14 protein-coding genes are annotated in these 14496 nt (G+C 67.1%); 6 read left to right on the top strand and 8 right to left on the bottom strand.

Annotated features, from left to right (window positions below; genetic code table 11):
* Window position 1: 1 nt before the first annotated feature.
* Entirely contained in the window at window positions 2-1003 is a 1002-nt protein-coding gene (locus AC1RT8_RS14350) for a threonine aldolase family protein (RefSeq protein WP_493076530.1), read from the bottom strand.
* Window positions 1004-1045: 42 nt separating this feature from the next.
* Window positions 1046-3148 (bottom strand): transglycosylase domain-containing protein, encoded by a 2103-nt coding sequence (locus AC1RT8_RS14345; protein WP_493076335.1) that lies wholly within the window; start codon window positions 3146-3148, stop codon window positions 1046-1048.
* 78 nt (window positions 3149-3226) lie between these two features.
* On the opposite strand from AC1RT8_RS14345, the gene AC1RT8_RS14340 reads away from it, so the two are divergent.
* From AC1RT8_RS14340 to AC1RT8_RS14330, 3 genes are read left to right on the top strand one after another with little or no spacing between them, the layout of a single operon-like run.
* On the top strand, window positions 3227-3349 hold the full coding sequence (locus AC1RT8_RS14340; protein WP_493076334.1) for a hypothetical protein: 123 nt from the start codon (window positions 3227-3229) through the stop codon (window positions 3347-3349).
* Window positions 3346-3933 carry an NADPH-dependent FMN reductase gene (locus AC1RT8_RS14335; protein WP_493076333.1) on the top strand — a complete coding sequence of 196 codons (588 nt, stop codon included), beginning with the start codon at window positions 3346-3348 and terminating at the stop codon, window positions 3931-3933. The genes AC1RT8_RS14340 and AC1RT8_RS14335 overlap by 4 nt, the downstream gene beginning before the upstream one ends.
* A complete protein-coding gene (locus tag AC1RT8_RS14330; protein WP_493076332.1) occupies window positions 3926-4381 on the top strand; it encodes an SRPBCC family protein in 456 nt (151 codons plus the stop codon). The genes AC1RT8_RS14335 and AC1RT8_RS14330 overlap by 8 nt, the downstream gene beginning before the upstream one ends.
* A gap of 164 nt (window positions 4382-4545) precedes the next feature.
* On the opposite strand, the gene AC1RT8_RS14325 is transcribed toward AC1RT8_RS14330, so the two are convergent.
* Entirely contained in the window at window positions 4546-5415 is an 870-nt protein-coding gene (locus AC1RT8_RS14325) for a 3-hydroxybutyryl-CoA dehydrogenase (RefSeq protein ID WP_493076331.1), read from the bottom strand.
* A 73-nt stretch (window positions 5416-5488) separates the two neighbouring features.
* Here AC1RT8_RS14325 and AC1RT8_RS14320 point away from each other — a divergent pair, with 73 nt between their 5' ends.
* Window positions 5489-6511, top strand: coding sequence for a DUF1176 domain-containing protein (locus tag AC1RT8_RS14320; protein WP_493076330.1), 1023 nt, complete (start codon window positions 5489-5491; stop codon window positions 6509-6511).
* 409 nt (window positions 6512-6920) lie between these two features.
* On the opposite strand, the gene egtD is transcribed toward AC1RT8_RS14320, so the two are convergent.
* From egtD to gluQRS, 5 genes are read right to left on the bottom strand one after another with little or no spacing between them, the layout of a single operon-like run.
* Window positions 6921-7898 carry an L-histidine N(alpha)-methyltransferase gene (egtD, locus tag AC1RT8_RS14315; protein ID WP_493076329.1) on the bottom strand — a complete coding sequence of 326 codons (978 nt, stop codon included), beginning with the start codon at window positions 7896-7898 and terminating at the stop codon, window positions 6921-6923.
* Between the two features lies 1 nt (window position 7899).
* A complete protein-coding gene (egtB, locus tag AC1RT8_RS14310; RefSeq protein ID WP_493076328.1) occupies window positions 7900-9159 on the bottom strand; it encodes an ergothioneine biosynthesis protein EgtB in 1260 nt (419 codons plus the stop codon).
* A 43-nt stretch (window positions 9160-9202) separates the two neighbouring features.
* The gene (locus AC1RT8_RS14305; protein WP_493076327.1) at window positions 9203-9787 is read right to left on the bottom strand and encodes a cob(I)yrinic acid a,c-diamide adenosyltransferase; all 585 of its coding nucleotides are present in this window, start codon (window positions 9785-9787) and stop codon (window positions 9203-9205) included.
* Between the two features lie 19 nt (window positions 9788-9806).
* Window positions 9807-10037 (bottom strand): twin transmembrane helix small protein, encoded by a 231-nt coding sequence (locus tag AC1RT8_RS14300; protein WP_493076326.1) that lies wholly within the window; start codon window positions 10035-10037, stop codon window positions 9807-9809.
* Window positions 10038-10046: 9 nt separating this feature from the next.
* Window positions 10047-10949, bottom strand: coding sequence for a tRNA glutamyl-Q(34) synthetase GluQRS (gene gluQRS, locus AC1RT8_RS14295; RefSeq protein ID WP_493076325.1), 903 nt, complete (start codon window positions 10947-10949; stop codon window positions 10047-10049).
* A gap of 94 nt (window positions 10950-11043) precedes the next feature.
* On the opposite strand from gluQRS, the gene AC1RT8_RS14290 reads away from it, so the two are divergent.
* On the top strand, window positions 11044-11610 hold the full coding sequence (locus tag AC1RT8_RS14290) for an HNH endonuclease (protein WP_493076324.1): 567 nt from the start codon (window positions 11044-11046) through the stop codon (window positions 11608-11610).
* A 200-nt stretch (window positions 11611-11810) separates the two neighbouring features.
* On the top strand, window positions 11811-14483 hold the full coding sequence (gene ppc / locus AC1RT8_RS14285) for a phosphoenolpyruvate carboxylase (protein WP_493076323.1): 2673 nt from the start codon (window positions 11811-11813) through the stop codon (window positions 14481-14483).
* Window positions 14484-14496 lie beyond the last annotated feature (13 nt).

Here is a 14496-nt window from a genome sequence, read left to right as displayed (position 1 = left end):
ATCAAAGCGCCGCGATCGCGTCGGCGAGGGGCTGGATATCCTCTTCGCGCTGGCTCCACGAAATGACCAGCCGCGCCTCGCCGGGCCCCCAATCATAGAAGTCGAAGCCGAGCGCGCGGAGACTCGCTGCCTCCTCAGGCGACACGCGCAGGAACACCTCGTTCGCCTCGACCGGGACGACCAGCCGGTCGCCGGCGGCGCGGGCGAGCAGCGCCGCGCCGGCATTCGCGGTGCGGGCATTGTCCAGCCACAGATCGCCGTCGAGCAGCGCGAGGATCTGCGCGGCGAGATAGCGGCCCTTGGACAGCAGCAGCCCGGCGCGCTTGCGGCGGTACAGGGTGGCGGCGGCGAGGTCGGGCTTGAAGAAGATCAGCGCCTCGGCGCTCATCCCGCCATTCTTGACGAAGCCAAAGCTGAGCGCGTCGACCCCGGCGCGCCAGGTCACGTCGCCGGGCGAGCAGCCGAGATGCGCGACGGCATTGGCGAAGCGGGCGCCGTCCATATGCAGGCCGAGGCCTTTGGCCTTCGCCAGATCGCCAATCTCCGCGACATCGTCAGGCGAATAGACCAGGCCATATTCGGTCGCGTTGGTGATCGAGATGGCGTGCGGCTGGACTCCGTGGACATCGGTCCGGGTCGTGGCGAGCACTGCCCGCACCGTCTCCGGCGTCATTTTCGCGCCAGGGCCTTCGGCGAGCAGCAGCTTGGCGCCATGCGTATAGAATTCGGGCGCGCCGCATTCGTCATTCTGGATATGCGCGTCGCGGTGGCAGACGATTGCCCCATGCGGCGGGCAGAGCGCGGCGAGCGCGAGGCAGTTCGCGGACGTGCCCGACGGCACCCACAAAGCGCGGACATCGGTTTCGAACAGGTCGGAGAACAACCCGTCGAGCTGCTTGCTCCAGGCGTCGCCGTCATAGGCGGTGTCGAGCACATTGGCCTCGGCCAGCGCGGCGAGCACGGCCGGATGGACGGGGGCGGCGTTGTCGGAGAAGAAGCGCATGCCCAGCGCCTTGCTGCGCGTCGGGCGGCGCGTCAACTCGCCTTATTGCTCCTCGTCCTCCGGGTCGCGCGGCGGGGCGCGGTCGTCGCGGCGGGAGGGAGGATCGCCATTGTCGTCGCGGTTCGATCGGTTGATCTGGATGCTGCCGTCGCGGCCGATATGGAGGTTGAGGCCAAGACCCTGGAGTTCGCCCTCGATCGGTAGCGTGACCGCATCGGGATCGATCGCATTTTCCGCGTCCGGGTCGATTTCCTCGGCTGCCGGTTCCGCCGCATGGGCCGGGCCGACGCCGAGCGCCTGCTGCATGAAGTCGCGCCACACCCGGGCCGGGATGCCGCCGCCCGACAAGCCGGGATTGGGGGTGTTGTCGTCATTGCCGACCCACACCCCGGTGACGAGCCCCCCGGCGAAGCCGAGGAACAGCGCGTCGCGATTGTCCTGGGTGGTGCCGGTCTTGCCGTACGTGTCGACCGACAGCGCCGCCTGGCGCCCGGTGCCCGATTCGGCCGATGCGGAGAGCAGGTCGAGCATGTCGTCGCGGATGCGGCCGGTCAGCGGGCGCGAGCGGGTGGTCAGCGCGGCGTACCAGCTCTGGTCGTGCACCTCTTCCAGCCCGCGGGCGGCGACCGGATAGGATTCGGCGGCGAACGCGGCATAGGCGGAGGTCAGTTCGAGCAGCGACATGCTCGACGTGCCGAGCGCGATCGTCGCTTCGCTGGGGATGGGGGTGGTGATGCCGAGGTCGCGCGCGGCCTTGATGACGTTCGCCACGCCGACCTTCTGGATCAGGCGGGCCGCCGCGACGTTGCTCGATTTGGCGAAGGCCTGGCGCAGGGTGATCGGACCGAGATAGCGGCCGTCGGCATTCTTCGGCGACCAGTCGGCGATGGTGATCGGCGAATCGTCGACCATCGAATCCGGGGTCATGCCGCTGCGCAGCGCCGCCAGATAGACGAACAGCTTGAAGGCCGAGCCGGGCTGGCGCCGAGCCTGGGTCGCGCGGTTGAACGGGCTGTCGGCATAGGATTTGCCGCCGACCATCGCGACGACCCGGCCGTCGGGGCGCATCGCGATCAACGCGATCTGGGCCTGGCGCAGGCCGGCGCGCTTGACCGAGCGTTCCGCCGCCTTTTGCAGGCGGCGGTCGAGCGTCGTCTTCACCGTCGTCTCGGTGACGATCTCGCCGGCGCGGTCGCGCGCCTCGGGCAGGACCCAGTCGGCGAAATAGGTGCCGTCGGGGAGGGGCCTGATCCGGTCGACGGCGAGGCGCGCCGGGCGGACATCCTCGGCGGTCGCCTTGTCGATGAAGCCGGCCGCGGCCATGGCGCCGACCACCAGCTTCTGCCGGTCGCGCGCGCCCTTGAGGTTGACGGTCGGGGCAAGCTTCGATGGCGCCTTGACCAGCCCGGCGAGCATCGCGGCCTGGCCGATCGAGAGTTCGTCCGGGTCGCGGTTGAAATAATGCTTTGCCGCCGCGCTCAGGCCGTAGACGTTGTCGCCGAAATAGACGTTCGAGAGATAGCGTGAAAGGATCTCGTCCTTCGACAGCCACGCCTCGAGCCAGAAGGCGATCATCACCTCGCGCACCTTGCGCGCCGCCGTCCGGTCCGAATCGAGAAAGGCGTTCTTGGCGAGTTGCTGGGTGATGGTGCTGCCGCCCTCGCGCACCCGGCCCCGGCTCATATTATGAACGAAGGCGCGGATGATGCCCTTGGGGTCGATGCCCCAATGCGAGCGGAAGCGCCGGTCCTCGATCGCGAGAAAGGCGTTGGTGACGTTCTTGGGCAGTTTCGCCGCGTCGACCGGCGGGCCGATGATCGCGCCGCGCCGTGCGATCGGCGATCCGTCGTCGGCGAGCAGGGTGATGCTCGGTGGGGTCAGCGGCTTCAGCGACTGCGACAGCGGCGCGGTGATCGCGAGCCAGCCGACCGCCAGCACGAACAACAGGATCAGCACGCCGAGCCCGCGCATGATCCAGCGCCAGTAATTGCGCCGCTGCACCACGGGCAGGTTGGTCGTGTAGGGCTGCTGGGGCGCGTCCGGATAGTCGAAGCGGCCGGAATAGGACGGCGGGGGCAAGCCCTCGGTCAGGTCCAGAGGGGATCTTCCCTGCGACGATACGGGCTCGAATGGATAAGGACGCATGGCTCCTGTCAGTCCGTCCCCGGTTACGCCGCCCGGAGGTGTATTAGCGTGATATGACAGTTGCCGCAAGCGTTTGACATGGACGTCATCCTAGCAGGCGCCGCCCGGCCATGCGAGCGCCGACCATGGGGCATTGAGGCCGTACCATGCAGCGGCTATCTGCATATCGTGCAGCACCGCACCAGCAAGGATGCCGAATGACCGATATCGCCCCCGCCGCTACGCCCCTCGTCGTGGGGATCGGCGGCACGATCGGCGGCATCTCCTCGACCGAGCGGGCGCTGCGCATCGCGCTCGACGCGGCGTGCAAGGAGGGATTCCGCACGCGCATGTTCGGCGGCGCCGACATGGCGCGGCTGCCGCTCTACGACCCGCGCGCGACCGAACGCACCGAGCATGAACGCGAGTTCGTCGACACCGTCCGCCAGGCCTCGGCGCTGATCATCGCCAGCCCCGGCTATCACGGGAGCATCTCGGGCGTGGTGAAGAACGCGCTCGACCTGCTCGAGGAGACGGCGAAGGACGAACGGCCCTATCTGGCGGACATGCCCGTCGGGCTGATCGCGACCGCCTATGGCTGGCAGGCGACGGGCAGCACGATCGCGGCGCTCCGGTCGATCGTCCATGCGCTGCGCGGCTGGCCGACGCCGTTCGCGGCGGCGATCAACACGCAGCTGACCAAGTTCGACGATGACGGCGGGAGCAGCGACCCCGCCGTGCATGAGCAGATTTGCCTGGTGGGCCGTCAGGTCGCGCGCTTCGCGCCGATTTCCCAAAGTGGGTGAGGGGATCCACTGGCCGAAAGGCTTCGCGCCCGACGCGGCGCCGATCCATGTCGTCAACCGCATCGAGACCGGGACTGCGCCGGAGATCGTGTGGCGACGGCTGATCCACGCGGCCGGCTGGCCGGCGATCTATGCCAATGCGAGCGATGTGGCGATCGAGGGCGGTGGTGCAGATCTGTTCGCTGAGGCGCGGTTCAGCTGGAAGACCTTCGGTGTCGCGCTCCGCAGCGAGGTGAAGGAGTTCGAGCCGGAGACGCGCATCGCGTGGGAGGCAGTGGGGATCGGGGTCACCGCCTATCATGCCTGGCTGATCACCCCGACCGGGAAGGGCTGCACCATCCTGACCGAGGAGACTCAATACGGGCTGGTCTCCCGGGTGGGGCGGCTGTTGTTCCCGACGCGGATGGAGCGCTGGCACCAGAAATGGCTGGAGGCGCTGGCCGCCTGATTTCTTCCCTCCCTGAAAGGGAGGGGCTGGGGGTGGGTGCGCGCGTCTGCGCGCCTAAAAAGAAGCGTTCCCCCAAGACCATAGCGTCGACCGGGGCATCGAGCCCCGCTCGCCGCTGCCCCACCCCCTTCCCCTCCCCTGAAGGGGAGGGGTAGAAGAAGGATTCAACGTGTCGGAACGGGCTCGTCCCCCGAATAATCGTAGAAACCCCGGCCGGTCTTGCGGCCGAACCAGCCGGCTTCGACATATTTCACCAGCAGCGGGGCCGGGCGGAACTTGGGGTCGCCGGTACCCTGGAACAGCACCCGGGTGATCTCCAGGCAGGTGTCGAGCCCGATGAAGTCGGCGAGCGTCAGCGGACCCATCGGATGGTTGAGGCCGAGCTGGCAGGCGAGATCGATATCGGGGATGGTCGCGACGCCCTCGCCCAGCGCGAAACAGGCTTCGTTGAGCATCGGCATCAGCACGCGGTTGACGATGAAGCCCGGCGCGTCGTTGGCACGCACCACCTTCTTGCCCAGTGCCTTGGCATAATCCTCGACCAGCGTGACCGTCTCGTCCGACGTGGCGAGGCCGCGGATCAGCTCGATCAGGCCCATCACCGGCACGGGGTTGAAGAAATGCACCCCGACGAAGCGCTTCGGATCGGGCGAGGCCTGGGCCAGGCGCGTGATCGGGATCGACGAGGTGTTGGACGCAAGCACTGCCTGATGGCCGAGCACCTTGCCGACCTCGGCGAAGATCGAGCGCTTGATCTCCTCGCGTTCGGTCGCCGCCTCGATCACCAGGCCGCAGGACGACATGCCGTGCACGCCGTCGATCGGTTCGATCCGCGCCAGCGCCTGGTCGCGCGCGGCGTCGTCGATCTTCTCCTTGGTCACCAGCCGGTCGAGCGCCTTGGCGATACCCGCCTTGCCGGCCTCCGCCCGTTCCTTCGAGACGTCGGTGAGCAGGACGTGGAAGCCCGCCTGCGCCGATACCTGCGCGATGCCCGCGCCCATCTGTCCCGCTCCGATCACGCCAACCGTCTGCATTGCCTTGCTCCGCTGCTCTTCGATGTCGCGCCGCTCCTATCGACTCGAATGCGGCTGGGCTAGGATCGTGACCATGATCCTGCTCCTGTTGGTTGCCGCAGCGGATGCTGCCGTTTCGAAACCCGGTCCGAAACCCGGTGAGGTCAAGGCGTTCGGCGACTGGGCTGTCGGTTGCGACAATGTCCGCCGCTGCGAGATGACCTCATTGATTCCCGAAGAGCAGTCGCCGGACGGCAGCGAGTCGGGCGGTTCCGTCTCGATCGTGCGCGAGCCCGGGCCGAACGGCGGCTTCGCCGTCGAGTTCGACAGCAATGGCGGGGCTGAGGGCGCGACCTCGGTGCGGATCGACGGCCGGATCATTGCCGGCGGGGCGATGCGCAAGGACAGCATGACGCTGACCGGGGCGGATGCGACGAAGATCGTCGCGGCGATGATCCAGGGCAGGAAGATGACCCTGACCGACATCGCCGGAGCGGAGGTTGCCAATGTGTCGCTGGCCGGATCCTCAGCGGCGCTACGCTTCATCGATGCGGGGCAGGGCCGTGCCGGCGGCGTGACAGCGACGGTGGCGAAGGGTCCGAAGCCGGCAAGCGCAGTGCCGCCCGTCGCGGCCTTGCCCAGAGTGCCGTCGATCGCGGCGACGGGCGTCGCAGCCAAGGTGAACCCGGCGCTGATCAGGACCATGCGGATCCTCTCGGGATGCGAGACCGAGGATGTGCAGAGCAGCGATCCGATCACCGGCAATGCGATCGGCGGGGGCAAGACCCTGGTGCTGCTGCCGTGCGGAGCGGGGGCCTATAATTTCTCGACCGTGCCGTTCGTGGTCACTGCGGGCAAGCCGGTCATCGCCCGCTTCGATTCGCCGCCGGGATGGACGGTGGCCGAGGGCACGCCGACTCTGGTCAATGCCGATTGGGACACGAAGCTCGGGCGGCTCGGCAGCTACAACAAGGCGCGGGGCCTCGGCGATTGCGGGTCGAGCGAGACCTATGTCTGGGACGGGGCGATGTTCCGGCTGATCGAGGCGACTCGGATGGGCGAATGCCGCGGGTCGATCAACTGGCTGACGATCTGGCGGGCAACGCCGGTTCGCTGACCTGTTCCACCTGTTTTATCAGGCGGATTTTTTTCTTCACCTGTTATGTTGGATTCGGGACCCGAATTTCCGCTGCTGATTCAATGGACTAACCTGCTTCACCTGTTATCGCCATAACAGGTGAGGAACAGGTCGATAACAGGTGCCGGAACAGGCTCCTTCACACATGCCGACGATGAGAAAGATCCAACGCCGATCGGTGGGGACCGGCCGGCTGGATCAGGATGCTAGCGGATTCTCGGGGCAGTTGAATCGATGCCAGTCCGTCTTGGGCTTTGATCGACGATTATCCGCGAGAGAGTGTCGAAGCGGCAGCTCGTCCCTCGTTGTGCTCCCGCGAAGGCGGGAGCCCAGACTGGGTCCCCGCCTTCGCGGGGACACAAGAATTGAAGTGATAACCGCCGCTACCTTACGGTGCGAATCGCGCCGGTTGCGCTTCGGCGAGGATCACCGCGAACAGGCCGTCCGGGTCGGTCCATTCGGCGATCGGCGTCCAGCCGCCCGCGCGGAGCAGGATGCGGCCGTCGCGCTGGCCGTATTTGTGGCTGTTCTCGGTGTGGATCGTCTCGCCCGCCGCCATGGAGAAGGGACGGCCTTCGATGGTGAAGGCCATGTCCCGGGTCGCTTCGAGATGCATCTCGATCCGGGCGCGATCATCGTTCCAGATCGCGCGGTGGCGGAAGGCCTTGATCGGCAAGGTGCCGCCGACCTCGCGGTTGATCCGCTCGAGCAGGTTCAGGTTGAAGGCGGCGGTCACGCCCTGCGCATCGTCATAGGCCGAGACGAGGACCTGCTCGTCCTTGATCCGGTCCATGCCGATCAGCAGCATCGATCCCGTGCCGAGCGACGCCTTCATCGCGCGGAGCAGATCGACCGAGCTGTGCGGGATCATGTTGCCGATGGTCGATCCGGGAAAGAAGCCGAGCTTGGGCAGGTCGGCGACTGAGGCGGGCAGCGCGATCGGGCGGAGGAAATCAGCCTCGACCGGCAGCACGGGCAGGCCGGGAAAGGCGGCGGCCAGGCCAGCCGAGGATTCGCGCAGGAAATCGCCGGAGATGTCGATTGGCACATAGGCAGCGGGGTTCACGCTGCGCAGCAGGATCGGCGTCTTGGTCGAAGAGCCCGAGCCGAACTCGACCACGGCGCGGCCTTCGCCGGCGAGGGTCGCGACTTCGGTACAGGCGCGGCGCAGGATCTCGGTCTCGGTGCGTGTCGGATAATATTCGGGGAGCTCGGTGATCGCCTCGAACAGCTCCGAGCCGCGCCGGTCGTAGAACCAGCGCGCGGGGATGGCACGGGGCCGAGTCTCGAAGCCGCGCAGCACGTCGGCGCGAAAGGCGGGGTCGGCCAGCGTGAACTCGCCGTCCTCGATTTCCTGTTTCAGCATGTCAGAGATCCTTGGCCAGACGCACGCCGGTGAACTGCCAGCGCTGGTGGGGATAGAAGAAATTGCGGTAGCTCGGGCGCGCATGGCCGCGCGGCGTGGCGCAGGAGCTGCCGCGCAGGACGAACTGCCCGCTCATGAACTTGCCATTATATTCGCCGACGGCACCTTCGGCGGGTTTGAAGCCGGGATAGGGGCGATAAGCGCTGCCGGTCCATTCCCACACATCGCCGAAAAAGGCCGGGCCTTCAGTGGCCGGCCGCGGCTCGACCGGGCCTGCGCTATCGAGCTGGTTGCCGCTGGCTGCATCAAACGTAGCGGCAGCGGCCTCCCATTCGAACTCGGTCGGCAGGCGCGCGCCGGCCCAGCTCGCATAGGCATCCGCCTCGTAGAAGCTGACATGCGTGACCGGCGCGGCGGGGTCGATCGGGCGGCGGCCGTCGAGGCCGAAACGCGTCCAGGCGCCGTCCTGCTGTTCCCAGTAGAGCGGCGCCACGATCTCCTGCGCTTTCACCCAGGCCCAGCCGTCGGACAGCCAGTGGTGCGGATCGGCATAGCCGCCATCGGCGATGAACTGGGCCCATTCGCCATTGGTGACGGTGCGGTCGGCAATGGCGTGCGGGGTGAGCAGGCTTTTATGGCGTGGCCCTTCGCAATCGAAGGAGAAGCCGTCTCCACCATGACCGATCTCGACGATGCCCGCCTTGCCCTCGATCCAGTTGATCGGGCCGGGCATCGCGACCGGGACCTTGCGTTCGGCCGGCCAGATCGCCGGTTCGAGCGGGTTCTGCGCCATGAGGTGGAGCATGTCGGTGACCAGCAGCTCCTGATGCTGCTCCTCGTGATGGCAGCCGAGCATCAGCAGCGCGAGCGCCGCCTCGGGCAGATCGGGCAGCGCGGCGCTGATCGCGGTGTCGACATGGGCGCGATAGGCCAGCACCTCGGCGAGGCTGGGCCGGGTGATCATGCCGCGTCGTGCGCGGCTGTGGCGCTGCCCTTCGGCCTCATAATAGCTGTTGAACAGGAAGGGGAAGCGATCGTCGTGCAGGGTATAGCCGGTCACGAAATCGCGCAGGATGAAGGTTTCGAGGAACCAGCTGGTGTGCGCCAGATGCCATTTGGCGGGCGACGCATCGTCCATCGACTGGACCGTGGCATCGGCGTCGGACAGTGGGGCAACCAGGGCCTCGGTCAGCGCGCGCACCGTTGCGAAGCGCGTCGCGAGCGCATCCGTTCCAGGTCGAGGCTCCGAGTTTGTTCGCATTCTGTTCCCTTTTCCAGAACGCGCCGGCCAAAGTCAAGCCAGGCTACGGCCCCGCCGGATCGCGGGACGCACCCGGAATCCACAGAACGTCGCCACCCGCGTCTTTGTTCACGCGCCTCGCGGCGACGAACAGATAGTCAGACAGGCGGTTGAGATAGGAAAGCGCGCGCGGATTCAAAGGGACGATCTGTGCGGCGGCGACCGCGGTGCGCTCGGCGCGGCGGGTGGTGGCGCGGGCGAGGTGGAGCGCGGCGGCGCCCGCGGTACCGGCGGGCAGGATGAAACTGGTGAGCGGCGCCAGGTCCGCGTTCATCGCATCGATCTCCTCCTCGAGCCGCGTGACCTGTGCGGCGACGATGCGCAGAGTCATGTCGGAGGGGGCGAAATCCTCGCCGGGGGTGGCGAGATCGGCACCGAGATCGAACAGGTCGTTCTGGATTCGCGTCAGCGCACTGGCATATCCGCCCGGCCCGAGTGCCGCGATCGCCACGCCGATCGCGCTGTTCGTCTCGTCGACGTCGCCGATCGCGGCCATGCGCGGGTCGTTCTTGGCCACGCGCGATCCGTCGACCAGGCCGGTGGTGCCATTGTCCCCGGTGCGGGTGTAGATCTTGTTGAGCTTGACCATCGCCAGGCCGACCGGACGGTCAGGTCCTGCCGGCGACGAACAGGATCAGCACGACGATCACGATCGCGATCGCCTGGAAGAAGATGCGGTACTGCATCGCCTTGTTGGACTGGAGCGCAGCCTTGGACGGGCCACCCTCGCCCTTCACTTCATTGCTCGCGTTGAGCAGAAAGACCGCGAGGCCGCGGACCAGCATGGCGACGGTCGCGAGCATCGCCGCGATCAGCAGGATGAAAAGGAAGGTGCTCATCGCGTTTATCTAGGCTTGCGACACCCGAAAGCCAATGGGCAGGCGCCCGGCGCGCAGGTCGTCGGCAAGGCCCCGCCCGTCGATGCCGGCCGCGCGCATCGCCTCGAGCGTCGGCGCCTTGTTGCGCTTGGCGAGGCGCTCGCCGCTGTCGTCGGCGAGCAGGGCGTGGTGATGATAGATCGGCGTCGGCAGGCCGAGCAGCGCCTGGAGCAGCCGGTGGACATGCGTGGCGGCGAACAGGTCACGGCCGCGCACCACATGAGTCACGCCCTGCGCCGCATCGTCCACGGTGACGGCGAGGTGGTAGCTGGCCGGCGTATCCTTGCGGGCGAGGATGATGTCGCCGTGTTTCTCGGGCATGGCGATCACCTCGCCGGCGATCTCGTCATGCCAGATCAGCTTGCCGTCGTGACGGAACTGATCCGGCATTTCCTCTGCTGCCGGGGAGAGCAGGTCGAGCGCGCGCGCCATGTCCAGCCGCCATGCGTGCTGCCCGGCCGCCCGTCGTTGTTCGCGCATATCGTCCGCAAGGTGGCGGCAGGTGCCGGGATAGATCGGCCCGGCATCGCCGTGCGGCGCTGACAGGCTCGCGGCGATTTCGGCGCGGGTGCAGAAACAGGGGTAGAGCAGCCCCAGCGCCTTCAACCGCTCGATCGCCTCGTCATAGAGATCGAGCCGTGCGGACTGGAGCAGCACCGGCCCGTCCCAATCGAGCCCCAGCCAGGCCAGGTCGCGCTCGGTCGCCTTGATGAACTCGGGCCGGCTGCGGGTGCCGTCGATATCCTCGATGCGCAGCAGGAAGCGGCCGCTGGCCTGTTTCGCCCGGTCGTGCGAAAGGATTGCCGACCAGGCGTGGCCGATGTGCAACAGCCCGGTAGGGCTGGGCGCGAATCGGGCGACGATTTCGCTCAAACCGGCTCTTGACCGCGAGTCGCGGGCTGTGCTGTCATCACGGCGTCATCCTGATCGGCGATTGCCGCGCCAGGAAGCAAAGGGGGTTGTTCGCGTGTACCATCCCGATCTGATCCGTCATCCGGACAGTTGCCCTGCGCTTGTGTTGAACGCCGATTATACGCCGCTCAGCTATTATCCGCTCAGCGTATGGCCGTGGCAGACCGCAATCAAGGCGGTGTTCCTCGACCGCGTCGACATCGTCGCCGAATATGAGCGCGAGGTGCGCAGCCCGAACCACAGGATCAAGCTGCCTTCGGTCATCGCGCTGAAATCCTATGTCCGGCCGAGCGCCTTTCCGGCGTTCACCCGGTTCAACCTGTTCCTGCGCGACAAGTTCGAATGCCAATATTGCGGGTCGGGCCATGATCTGACCTTCGACCATGTCGTGCCGCGCGCTCAGGGCGGGCGGACGACCTGGGAGAATGTCGTCACCGCCTGCGCGCCGTGCAATCTGAAGAAGGGCGGGCGGACGCCGAAACAGGCGGGCATGCCGCTGCACATCGGCGCGATCCGGCCGACGAGCTGGCATCTGCAGGAACATGGCCGGCGTTTCCCGCCCAATTATCTGCACGATACCTGGCATGACTGGCTGTACTGGGACGTCGAGCTGGAGGCTTGAGGGCGGTTTCGCTGCCATTTGCTACAAGCGTCACCCCGGACTTGTTCCGGCATCCATCGCTCCGCACATGCTATCGTCGTTGCGTTTGCGGAGCGATGGACCCCGGAACAAGTCCGGGGTGACGGAGGAGGGACCGATGTTTTGGGCATCAAGCGTCGTCTCAGGTTGACCCAGCCGATACCGCAATGCAGCATCACCCCATGGCCGAACTTCCCTCCATCGCGAACAATCCCGACATCCGCTTCCTGGGCAAGCTGCTCGGCGACGTGATCCGCGCCTATGGTGGCGAGACCCTGTTCAAACGCACCGAATATATCCGCGCCGCCTCGGTCGACCGGCATCGCGGCATCACTGCGAAGGATGCGATCGATCTCGGGCTCGACCGGCTGAACCTCGACGAAACGCTCGATTTCGTCCGCGGCTTCATGCTGTTCTCGATGCTCGCCAATCTCGCCGAGGACCGGCAGGGCGTCGCCGCGGAAAAGGGGGCCGATGTCGAATCCGCGCTGAAGCGGCTGGCGGACGAGGGGATCGATCATGACGCCGTGATGGCGTTGCTCGACCATGCGCTGATCGCGCCGGTGCTGACCGCGCACCCGACCGAGGTGCGGCGCAAGAGCATGATCGATCATCGCAACCGCATCTCCGAGCTGATGACGCTCAAGGACGCGGGACTGGCCGAGACGCCCGAGGGCGATGCGGTCGACGAGGCGATCCTGCGCCAGATCGCGCTGCTGTGGCAGACGCGCGTGCTGCGCAAGGAGCGGCTGTTCGTCGCCGATGAGGTGGAGACGGCGCTCAGCTATCTGCGCGACGTGTTCCTGCCCGCGCTGCCGGCGCTCTATCAGCGCTGGGACCGGGCGCTGGGGGCCCGCGCGCCGAGCTTCCTGCGGCCTGGGAGCTGGATCGGCGGGGATCGCGACGGCAATCCCTTCGTCACGGCGGAGTCGCTCAGGATCGCGCTGGCCAGGGCGTGCGAGGCGGTGCTCGGCCATTATCTCGACGCGGTGAATGCGCTGGGCGCCGAGCTGTCGATCTCGACCGGCATCACCGAGGCCGATGAAGGCGTGCAGGCGCTGGCCGAGGCGAGCGGCGACGCCGCGGCGAGCCGGGCTGACGAGCCCTATCGCCGCGCTCTGTCGGGTATCTATGCGCGGCTCGCGGCGACTCATCTGGCGTTGACCGGCAAGCCCGCGCCGCGGCCGGGGCCGCTGCACGGCGAACCCTATCCCGATCCGCAGGCGTTCCGCGCCGATCTGGTCACCATCGCCCGGGCCTTGCGCGGCGGGGGCGGGGCGCTGTCTTCCGGCGGGGCGCTGGGGCGGCTGATCCGGGCGGTCGAGACCTTCGGCTTCCATCTCGCCACGCTCGACCTGCGGCAGAACAGCGCGGTGCTGGAGCGCGTGGTGGCGGAATTGCTCAAGGTATCGGGGGTCGAAGCTGACTATCTCGCGCTCGACGAGTCCCGGCGCGTGTCGCTGCTGCGGCACGAATTGTCCAATGCGCGACCGCTGTCGAGCCCGTTCGCGACCTATTCGGACGAGACGGCGTCGGAGCTGGCGATCGTCCGGGCGGCGGCCGACGCGCATGCCAAATACGGCCCGGCCTGCATCACCCAGCATATCGTCTCGATGGCGCAGTCGGTGTCGGACCTGCTCGAAGTGAATGTGATGCTCAAGGAGGTCGGACTCTACCGGCCGGGCGAGACGCCGAGCGCGGCGATCATGGCGGTGCCTCTGTTCGAGACGATCGGCGATCTGGAGGCGGCGCCGGGCATCATGACCGAGTGGTTCGCCCTGCCCGAGGCAGGGACGATCACGCGCGCGCGGGGCTTCCAGGAAGTGATGATCGGCTATTCGGATTCGAACAAGGACGGGGGGTATATCACCTCGACCTGGTCGCTCTCGAAGGCGTCGACCGCGCTCAAACCCGTATTCGACAAGGCGGGCGTGGGCATGCAGCTGTTCCATGGTCGCGGCGGCGCGGTCGGACGTGGCGGCGGATCGGCCTTCGCGGCGATCCGAGCACAGCCGACCGGCACGGTGCAGGGGCGCATCCGCATCACCGAACAGGGCGAGGTGATCGCGGGCAAATATGGCACGCGCGAGAGCGCGATGACCAATCTCGAGGCGATGGCCTCGGCGACCTTGCTCGCCAGCCTGGAGCCCGATGCCTTGTCGGCGGCCGAGCAGGCTCGGTTCGGCGCGGCGATGGATGCTTTGTCGGGGAGCGCCTTCAAGGCATATCGCGACCTGGTCTATGGCACCGAGGGGTTCCGCACCTTCTTCCGCCAGATGACGCCGATCGCCGAAATCTCCGGCCTCAAGATCGGATCGCGCCCGGCGAGCCGGACCAAGTCGGACCGGATCGAGGATCTGCGCGCGATTCCCTGGGTGTTCAGCTGGGCGCAGGCGCGGGTGATGCTGCCCGGCTGGTACGGGGTCGGTCAGGCCATCGCCGGGTTCGAGGACAAGGGGCTGCTGGCGGAGATGGCCGAGGGCTGGCCGTTTTTCGCCGCGACGCTCGACAATATGGAGCAGGTGATCGCCAAGTCCGACATGGACATTGCCGAGCGCTACGCGGCTCTGGTCGAGGACCGGGCGCTGGCGGACAAGGTGTTCGGCGCGATTCGGGGCGGCTGGCAGCAGACGCATGACGGGTTGCTGGAAGTGACCGGTCAGTCGCGCCTGCTGGAGAAGCATCCGGCACTCGACGCGTCGATCCGGCTGCGGCTGCCCTATATCGAGCCGCTCAACCTGTTGCAGATCGAGCTGATGAAGCGCCACCGTGCGGGCGAGACGGATGAGCGGATTGGCGAAGGGATATTGCTGTCGATCAACGCGATCGCGACGGCGCTGCGGAATTCGGGCTGATAGTTCCTCCCCT

The sequence above is a fragment of the Sphingomonas sp. GW821-FHT10F11 genome (assembly GCF_058809095.1).
The sequence above is the reverse complement of the archived record's forward strand: the minus strand, read 5'-3'. Positions and strand labels throughout refer to the sequence as shown.

What these genes read in the sequence shown, in the direction of transcription:
- egtB (WP_493076328.1), bottom strand. Translation starts at nt 9,159, where the DNA reads ATGCGAACAAACTCGGAGCCTCGACCTGGAACGGATGCGCTCGCGACG.
- AC1RT8_RS14345 (WP_493076335.1), bottom strand. Translation starts at nt 3,148, where the DNA reads ATGCGTCCTTATCCATTCGAGCCCGTATCGTCGCAGGGAAGATCCCCT.
- AC1RT8_RS14340 (WP_493076334.1), top strand. Translation starts at nt 3,227, where the DNA reads ATGGACGTCATCCTAGCAGGCGCCGCCCGGCCATGCGAGCGCCGACCA.
- AC1RT8_RS14350 (WP_493076530.1), bottom strand. Translation starts at nt 1,003, where the DNA reads ATGCGCTTCTTCTCCGACAACGCCGCCCCCGTCCATCCGGCCGTGCTC.
- ppc (WP_493076323.1), top strand. Translation starts at nt 11,811, where the DNA reads ATGGCCGAACTTCCCTCCATCGCGAACAATCCCGACATCCGCTTCCTG.
- AC1RT8_RS14300 (WP_493076326.1), bottom strand. Translation starts at nt 10,037, where the DNA reads ATGAGCACCTTCCTTTTCATCCTGCTGATCGCGGCGATGCTCGCGACC.
- AC1RT8_RS14305 (WP_493076327.1), bottom strand. Translation starts at nt 9,787, where the DNA reads ATGGTCAAGCTCAACAAGATCTACACCCGCACCGGGGACAATGGCACC.
- AC1RT8_RS14335 (WP_493076333.1), top strand. Translation starts at nt 3,346, where the DNA reads ATGACCGATATCGCCCCCGCCGCTACGCCCCTCGTCGTGGGGATCGGC.
- egtD (WP_493076329.1), bottom strand. Translation starts at nt 7,898, where the DNA reads ATGCTGAAACAGGAAATCGAGGACGGCGAGTTCACGCTGGCCGACCCC.
- AC1RT8_RS14320 (WP_493076330.1), top strand. Translation starts at nt 5,489, where the DNA reads ATGATCCTGCTCCTGTTGGTTGCCGCAGCGGATGCTGCCGTTTCGAAA.
- AC1RT8_RS14325 (WP_493076331.1), bottom strand. Translation starts at nt 5,415, where the DNA reads ATGCAGACGGTTGGCGTGATCGGAGCGGGACAGATGGGCGCGGGCATC.